Raw genomic sequence first — 7,699 nt, 5'->3', positions numbered from 1 at the left:
AACATTTACGTTAGGGGCTGGCCCACGCAGGGTCCGCCCTTTTTTGCGTCCGACACCCAAGGATCACTCCGCGAGGTCGGCCTTCATCTCGGGCTCCGGGAAACAGGTGGCGGCCTCTCCGCGCGCTTCCTGCCAGCGCCCGATGGAGCGGCGGGTCTTGAAGCCCGGCAGTCCGTCCGCCCCGCCGACATCGTGGCCGAGATCCTGCAGATCGCGCTGCATCGCCGCGATGTCCGAACGCAGCATCGAGCCGACATCGCCCCATCCGGTCTCGAAATCTCCCATCCCATAGGCGATGCGGTCACCCACATGGCCCACGAAGAGCGCGTAGAGGTCGCTCATGTTGTAATCCTTGAGCACGTAGAAGTTCGGCGTGACCACGAAGGCCGGACCGCTGCGGCCGGCGGGCATCATCAGGTAGCCCTCGCCTTCGAGCTCGTGGCCGGGGAATGCCTTGCCGCCGACGCGGGAGATGCCCAATTCGGCCCAGTCCGCGATGGGGCGGCCCTGATCGGGCCCTTCGAGCGCACAGGAGACCGACGCCGGCACCTCCACCTCGAAGCCCCAGTCGCGGCCCGGAACCCATCCGTGGCGTTCGAGATAGGTGGCTATCGAGGCAATCGTGTCCGCCTCGGATCCCCAGATGTCGGCGCGCCCGTCCCCGTCGCCGTCGGCGGCGTAGTCGAGAAAGCTCGACGGCATGAATTGCGGCTGCCCGAGCGCGCCGGCCCAGCTCGACTTCATCGAGCGTTCGGGGGCATGGCCCGCCTCGGCGATCTCGAGCGCGGCGATGAGCTCGCGGGTGAAATAGCTCGCGCGCGTGGACATGAAGGCCTTGGTGCCGAGCACCTCGAAGGCGTCGTGCGGAATCGAGACGCGGCCGTAGCCGCTCTCCCGGCCCCAGATGGCGAGGATGATGCGGGCGGGCACGCCGGTGGCCCCTTCTGCCGCCGCAAGCGCGCCCGCATGGCGCGACGCCATCTGGCGGCCGATGGCGGTCGCCCCCTCCACCGGACCTTGGCGGAAGTAGCGCGCTGGGGCGGCGAACTCGGCCTGGCGCTGCTTGATCTCGGTCGGCGCATCGGCGCCCGGCGGCACGAGACCGGGCAGGTCCCAGTTGAGGGAGACGCCGCCGAACGCGTCGTCAAACGTCTCGCGCGAGACGCCTTCGCTTTGGGCCATCGGCCAGATCGTGTCGTCGAGCCAGGTGCGGAATTGCGCCTCGACGGCGGAGCGGTCGACGGCGCTGGCGGATGTGGCGGAGAGGATCAGCGAGAAGGCGAATTCGGGGATGCGCATGAAGGGTCCTTGATGGGGGCTGCGCGGATCATGACGGCTGCGGGCGCGAGGCTCAACCGTCCTTGCCGCCCGCTCCGGCGCAGAATGTCTCGTAGAGAGCCTCCATGATCTCGCGCACGTCGGGATCCGAGATGCGGTACCAGATCGTCTGGCCCTCGCGCCGCGTAGCCACCATTCCGGCCTCGCGAAGCTTCGCGAGATGCTGGCTGAGCGCGGACTGGCCGAGCCCGACATGCGATTGAAGCGCACCGACGGAGGCCTCGCCGGTGGCGAGATGGCAGAGGATCATCAGCCGCTTGGCGTTGCCCATCAGGGCGAGACGGCCGGCGACGTGATCCGCCCTGGCTTCGAGGGCATCGAGGAATGTGTCAGGCATCGCGGTCCTCGGTTGGATTTCTTTTATATCAGCACTTGCTTATTTAGTTAGGTCTAATATATGTCTCGGCGTACACTAGGCAATACCTCATCCGGAGGCAGAATTGGATATCGAAGCAGTCACGGAGTTCACGCCGCTCCTGTCGCTCGTCGGCGGCATTCTCATCGGCCTGTCGGCGGTGATGGTGATGGCGCTCTTCGGGCGCATCGCCGGCATCGCGGGCATCACCAACGGCGTGCTCGGCGGCTTGGTGCCGGGCGGCGGCGTCGGCGACTGGCCGTGGCGGTTCGCCTTCATCGCCGGCCTGCTTGCCGCGCCGCTCGGCTGGGCGCTCGTCACCGGCGGCTTTCCGGCGCAGACGGTGCCGTCCGACCTGCCCGCCATGCTTCTCGCGGGTCTGCTCGTCGGGGTCGGCACCGGTCTCGGGTCGGGCTGCACCTCGGGGCACGGCGTCTGCGGGCTGGCGCGGCTCTCGCCGCGGTCGTTTGCAGCGGTGCTGACCTTCATGGCGGCGGCATTCGTCACTGTTCTTGTCCTGCGTCACGTGATCTGAGGAGGCACAGATGCGCACGTTCTTCGGTTTCCTGTCGGGCCTCGTCTTCGGCCTCGGCCTCATCGTCTCGGGCATGGCGAACCCTGCCAAGGTCCTGAACTTCCTCGACGTCTTCGGCACCTGGGACCCGAGCCTCGCCTTCGTCATGGGTGGCGCCTCGCTGACCGCGTTCCTGGGCTACCGGCTGGCGTGGCGGCGGGAGGCCCCGGCTTTGGCGACCGCGTTCGACCTGCCGACGTCGCGCGCCATCGACGGTGCGCTGATCGGCGGTGCCGCGATCTTCGGCATCGGCTGGGGCATCGGCGGCTTCTGCCCCGGCCCTGCCCTGACCGCCCTGCCGATGCTCGCGCCCGGAACGCTCGTCTTCGTGCCTGCGATGCTGGTCGGATTGACGCTCGGCACTCGCCTGAAACCCCATTTCCCCCTCGCACAAGGAGTCCCGTCATGAGTGAAGGCCTCGTTCGCAAATCCCCCTCGCGCGGGACAGGCAGCCCCGATGTCTGGGGCATCCATGAGCCCGACAGCGGATCGATCCAGTACATCTGCGCCGATCCCGAGACAAAGAAGGCAGTATTGATCGACGTCGTGCTGAACTACGATCCGGCGCACGCGCGGATCTCCGAAGAGAGCCTCGAGCAGGTGCTCGGGATCGTCGCGGACGAGGGACTCGAGGTGGAATGGGTGCTCGACACCCACCCGCACGCCGATCACATGATGGCCTCGTCGCGGCTCAAGGCCCGGACCGGCGCGCCGAACGCGATCGGCACCAAGGTGCACGAGATCGCGGCGCTCTGGCGGAAGTTCTACCACATGCCCGATGCCTTCGATCCTGATACCGATTTCGACCGGCTCTTCGCGGACGGGGACAGGTTCCGGATCGGAAACATCGACGTGTCGGTGCATCTGAGCCCCGGCCACACGCTCGGATCGATCACCTACAAGGCGGGCGACGCGGCTTTCGTGCACGACACGCTGATGCACAAGGACGTCGGCACTTCGCGCTGCGATTTCCCCGGCGGGACCGCGGCCGAATTGTGGACATCGCTGCAGGAGATCCTGTCCTGGCCGGAGGAGACGCGCCTGTTCGTCGGCCACGATTACGGCGGTCCGGACCGGTCCGAACCGGCATGGGAGGCGACCGTGGCGGAACATCGCGCCGAGAACCCGCACGTCAAGGACGGCACGCGGCGCGAGGACTGGATCAAGCGGCGGGAGGACCGCGACGCAACGCTGCCCCTGCCCGACCGGATGCTTGCGGCCCTGCAGGTCAACCTGCGCGCGGGGCACTTGCCGCCGGCAGAGGCGGACGGCGAGAGCTACCTCAAGATCCCGCTGAACAAGTTCTGATCGGAACGGGGCGGCTCACCTGCCGCCCCGTTCCGCGCCCCGGACGCGCGCTACCGTACGACGTAGGACGCGGCGATCTCGGCGATCCGCTCGGGCTCGAGGATCGGAGGGACGAGGGTCAGCACGGCCCCTGCCCCGTCGAGCACGTAGATGTGGCTGCCATGGGCGTAGACGGGCGCGCCGTCGGGCTCGCGGAAAAGAACCTCCTTCTCCACCGCGAAGAGATCGTAGACCGCCTGCAGCTCCTCGCCCGTGCCGGTCAGCCCCTCGAAGGCCGGATGATGAGCCGTGAGCTTGGCTCCCATCGTCCCGGGTCGGTCCCGCTCCGGATCCACAGTGACCATGACGGGCACGGCCGTGATCCCGTCAGCCGCGAGTTCCTCCGCTGCGGCGCCCATGAGAGGAAGCGCCGCGGAGCAGATCTGCTGGCAACTGGCGTAGCCGAAGAAGAGGAGCTGCAGGTCGGCATCCGGCGCCGCCTCGCTGCGCGCCTCACCGGCATCATCGACCAGACTGAATGCCCCTCCGAGCGCGATCGGGAACGGCAGGATCCGCTCCTCGGCCGCTGCCGCGCCCGCGAGGAGCGCGGTAATGAAGCCCGCGCGGATCATTCGACGCCCAGCCAGTCGCGGACGAAGGCGTCTTCCTGATCCGGCCCGATGCCGAGCCAGCCGCCCGTTTCGATTTCCGCAGCGATGCGCGGATCGTTCCGGAACCACGGGCCCTCGCCGGCCGCGCCGGGATTCTCCTCGGACCAGATTTCGGTGAACCTGTCGGTCTCTGCCCACTCCGTTTCCGACAGGCGTCGGATGCGCTGGACCTGAAAGACGTTGGTCGCTCCGATCTCGGGGTTCTCGATCAGCAGCCCGTCCACCTCGACTTCCGCGCCGCAATATGGCGCGAGATCCGCCGCCGCGCCGGAAAAGACCGGTTGCGCGTTCTTCAGCGGCATGACCATCACACCGTCCTCGATGCGGATCAGAGCCATCTGCCGCCCCGCGCCGCAAACTGCCGTGCAATACCCAGCGAGGTCACAGAGGGCATCCACGACGCGCGCCTCGAACCGCGCCTTCGCTTCGCCGAACAGCCCCCATTCGCTCGCTTCGGACCCCTCGGAGAAATCCTGGGCGAGCGCAGGGGAGGCGATGAGGGCCAGTGTCAGGACAGACCGCATGATCAGGGCTCCAGCGCGTCATCGGGGATCGCGAAGCCGGGAACGACCCCGTAATCTTCGTGATTGAGATTGGTGATACCGGCATCCGCGACGACCTCCTCCACGATGATGTAGTCGAGCCCGTCGCGCGAATAATGCATGCCCTCCGCGGTCACGGAATGCGACGCGAGCTTGAGCGCGGTGTCGCCGCCCGCGAGCCGGTCCGTTCCCGGCAGCTTAAGGACCATGTAGACGTCACCCTCCGCGGTCAGCAGTCCCACCGGAATTCCGCCTGCCGAGCACCAGAGGGCGCAGGTGTGGTGGGCCGTGCCGACAACGGCCTCCGGCCCGCCCATGACCCCCGAGAAGTAGCACCAGGTGTCGATGATCTCTCCCTCGACGGTGATCCTCTCGCCCTCCTGGCCGAGCGCGGGCGACGTGGCGAGCGCGGCGATCAGGAGGGCTGGCGCGAAACTGCGGGTCATGTCGGTATCTCCCTACACCCTTACCCTGCGGCACCCTAGCGCAGCCCGTTGTTACATGGGCTAACGTTCTCGTGCCGGGAGCGTCACCGGGGCCTTGAACAGACGCGCCATATGACCGATACGTGCCCGGGACGAAGCGGAGGTGTCTTTCCATGCGCGCACGCATCTACCAGCCGGCCAAGACCGCCATGTCCTCGGGCCATGCCCGCACCAAGCACTGGGTGCTGGAATTCTCGCCGGAGAGCGCCCGCCGGGTCGATCCCCTCATGGGCTGGACCTCGTCCGACGACACCCAGGCTCAGGTTAAGCTGCGTTTCGAGACCCGCGACGAGGCCGAGGAATATGCCCGCGACCACGGCATCGACGCCGATATCTTCGAGCCCAAGAAACGCGCCACGAACGTGCGCCCCCGCGGCTACGCCGAGAATTTCGCCTACGATCGCCGCAACGCCTGGACCCATTGAGGGTGTAAGACACAGTCAAGTTTTTCCCGTGGAAGGCGAAGTTTTTCCCGTGATCTACATGTAGGGCGCCCGCTGGGCGCCCATTCTATATCTAGGCCGAGTTTTCAGAGGCCTCTTGCCGGGACACGATCCCGCGCAGGGCGCAGACAGGCGAGGAGGTGACGATGGCGCGCAAGGCCCTCAACAAGGCAAACCTTGTGGAGCTCGGCGCGGACACGCTCGCGGACCTTCTGCTCGAAACCGTGAAAGGCGACGCGGCCCGGCAGCGGCGGGTGCGCATGGTGCTCTCGGCCGATCAGGGGCTGGAGGCGATCCGGGCGGAGGTCCTGAAGCGCTTCGCCTCGGTCCGCAGGGGCCGCAGCTTCCTCTCCCGCAAGGCGCAGAAAAAGCTGGCGAAGGAGCTCTCGGATCTGACGCAGCTCATCGAGACCCGCATCGCGCCGGACGATCCGAACGCCGCCTTCGACCTTCTCTGGACACAGCTGCACCTCGCCGCCGGGATCCACGAGCGCACCGACGACAGCTGGGGCACGATCGGCGACATCATGGGCGATGCCATGGCGGCCATCGAGCGCCTCGCACCGCGGCTGAGCAAGGCGCCGGAGGCGCTGGCCGAAGACGTCTTCGAGGCGGTCTCGGAGGATGGCTACGGGGCCTTCGACGACGCCGTGCCCGCGCTGGCCGAGGCGCTCGGGGCCACGGGTCTGGCGCGCCTCAGGACGCTGGCCGAAGCCGCACGCGATGCGCCGCTGACCGAGGCCGACCACGCCCGGTACGACTTCATCTCGAACGACGATGCCCGCGCCGAGCGCGCCCTCGCGGGGCGCAACCTGACGGCCAACATGATCCTGCGGGACGTGGCGGATGCGGAAGGCGACGTCGACAGCTGGCTCGCGCAGTACACGCCCGAGCAGCTGACCTATGTCACGATCGCCCCCGCCGCCGCGTCGCGACTTCTGGAGGCCGGACGCGCAGAAGAGGCACTGCGGCTGGTCGAAGCCGTACCGCCCCGAGACAGCCGCGATCCGTGGGATGACACGCCCGATCTGGACGAGACGCGTTTCGCCTGCCTCGAGGCGCTCGGGCGCACGGACGAGCTGCGCGTCGCCCTCTGGCACCGCTTTGAGCGGCACCTCTGCCCCGCCGCCCTGCACCGCCATCTGAGCCTCCTGCCCGACTTCGAGGACATCGAGGCCGAGGAGGCCGCGCGCCGGCTCGTGCTCGGACACGAGCCGATCGAACAGGCGCTGGTCTATTGCCTCGAGCCGCCCGACCTGCCGCTCGCAGCCGAGCTCACCGACGCCCGCAGCGACGAGATCGACGGCGACGCCTACGAGATCCTCACCCCGCTCGCCGACGCCCTCGCCCCGGGTCACCCGCTCGCCGCCGTCCTCCTGTGGCGCTCGATGATCGACTTCGCCCTCGATCGAGCCCGCTCGGGGCGCTACGGCCACGCCGCCCGGCATCTAACCTCCTGCGCCGCGGCAGATACAGAGATCGAGGACTACGGGCCGAACCCATCCCACGCAGAGTATCTGGAGACCCTACGCCAGGCGCATCCCAAAAAGACTGCCTTCTGGCAGCGAGTGCGGGCGGAATGACGTAGCACTGCGAAACCATGGGAACCATCTCTAGCTGTGAAGCATATCTGGGTCCGGCCGTCGGTCGCTTTGCGCAGAAAGTGAGCTTTGCAAAGTCCGTCCTCTGCCGCGCATGGGAGGCGTTCGATGCTGCGGCGCCGCGTGCAGCAGCTGACATTCGACGCAGTTGCATCATCCGCGAAGGCCTGACGGGCAGCACCGCGGGACCTTTCTGCCGTTCGCCGCACCTGCTCAGTTTACGCTGCAACTGCGAAGCCATGCGGGAGGAAGGGCGGAAAGCAGAAATTCGCTGCGTCAGCAAGAGCGTGTCGAGCGGGAGGAAATAGCTGACATGCGCCTTATCGGTCCTAATGGCATTTCTGCGTCAGGCGCCCGGAAGGTCTCCGGGCGCCCTTCGCTCAATCGAGTGTGACGCTCCAGA

10 protein-coding genes are annotated in these 7,699 nt (G+C 67.5%); 5 read left to right on the top strand and 5 right to left on the bottom strand.

Annotated elements, in window-relative coordinates:
* Positions 1-63: 63 nt before the first annotated feature.
* Together OCH239_RS20685 and OCH239_RS20680 are read right to left on the bottom strand one after the other, a co-directional pair.
* Positions 64-1,299 (bottom strand): lytic murein transglycosylase, encoded by a 1,236-nt coding sequence (locus OCH239_RS20685; RefSeq protein ID WP_037267212.1) that lies wholly within the window; start codon positions 1,297-1,299, stop codon positions 64-66.
* 52 nt (positions 1,300-1,351) lie between these two features.
* On the bottom strand, positions 1,352-1,675 hold the full coding sequence (locus OCH239_RS20680) for an ArsR/SmtB family transcription factor (protein WP_037267210.1): 324 nt from the start codon (positions 1,673-1,675) through the stop codon (positions 1,352-1,354).
* A gap of 103 nt (positions 1,676-1,778) precedes the next feature.
* Between OCH239_RS20680 and OCH239_RS20675 the strand changes: the two genes are divergently transcribed.
* The 3 genes from OCH239_RS20675 to OCH239_RS20665 are packed head-to-tail and all read left to right on the top strand — an operon-like array spanning position 1,779 to position 3,575.
* Positions 1,779-2,228 (top strand): YeeE/YedE family protein, encoded by a 450-nt coding sequence (locus OCH239_RS20675; RefSeq protein WP_037267208.1) that lies wholly within the window; start codon positions 1,779-1,781, stop codon positions 2,226-2,228.
* Positions 2,229-2,238: 10 nt separating this feature from the next.
* Entirely contained in the window at positions 2,239-2,676 is a 438-nt protein-coding gene (locus OCH239_RS20670) for a DUF6691 family protein (protein WP_037267207.1), read from the top strand.
* Positions 2,673-3,575 carry an MBL fold metallo-hydrolase gene (locus OCH239_RS20665; RefSeq protein WP_037267206.1) on the top strand — a complete coding sequence of 301 codons (903 nt, stop codon included), beginning with the start codon at positions 2,673-2,675 and terminating at the stop codon, positions 3,573-3,575. Before OCH239_RS20670 ends, OCH239_RS20665 begins: the two co-directional genes overlap by 4 nt.
* A 50-nt stretch (positions 3,576-3,625) precedes the next feature.
* On the opposite strand, the gene OCH239_RS20660 is transcribed toward OCH239_RS20665, so the two are convergent.
* From OCH239_RS20660 to OCH239_RS20650, 3 genes are read right to left on the bottom strand one after another with little or no spacing between them, the layout of a single operon-like run.
* Positions 3,626-4,186 (bottom strand): SCO family protein, encoded by a 561-nt coding sequence (locus tag OCH239_RS20660; RefSeq protein ID WP_037267204.1) that lies wholly within the window; start codon positions 4,184-4,186, stop codon positions 3,626-3,628.
* Positions 4,183-4,749: a hypothetical protein gene (locus OCH239_RS20655; RefSeq protein WP_037267203.1), complete on the bottom strand. Its 567-nt coding sequence runs from the start codon at positions 4,747-4,749 to the stop codon at positions 4,183-4,185. The genes OCH239_RS20660 and OCH239_RS20655 overlap by 4 nt, the downstream gene beginning before the upstream one ends.
* A 2-nt stretch (positions 4,750-4,751) precedes the next feature.
* The gene (locus tag OCH239_RS20650; protein ID WP_037267202.1) at positions 4,752-5,213 is read right to left on the bottom strand and encodes a hypothetical protein; all 462 of its coding nucleotides are present in this window, start codon (positions 5,211-5,213) and stop codon (positions 4,752-4,754) included.
* Positions 5,214-5,365: 152 nt separating this feature from the next.
* On the opposite strand from OCH239_RS20650, the gene OCH239_RS20645 reads away from it, so the two are divergent.
* Both OCH239_RS20645 and OCH239_RS20640 read left to right on the top strand, forming a co-directional pair.
* Positions 5,366-5,677 (top strand): ETC complex I subunit, encoded by a 312-nt coding sequence (locus OCH239_RS20645; RefSeq protein WP_037267200.1) that lies wholly within the window; start codon positions 5,366-5,368, stop codon positions 5,675-5,677.
* Between the two features lie 164 nt (positions 5,678-5,841).
* Entirely contained in the window at positions 5,842-7,278 is a 1,437-nt protein-coding gene (locus tag OCH239_RS20640) for a DUF6880 family protein (RefSeq protein ID WP_037267199.1), read from the top strand.
* The last annotated feature ends 421 nt before the right edge of the window (positions 7,279-7,699 follow it).

Source organism: Roseivivax halodurans JCM 10272 (assembly GCF_000521785.1).
Lineage (GTDB): Bacteria > Pseudomonadota > Alphaproteobacteria > Rhodobacterales > Rhodobacteraceae > Roseivivax > Roseivivax halodurans.
Note: the sequence above shows the minus strand (reverse complement) of the source record. Positions and strands in the feature narration are given on the sequence as shown.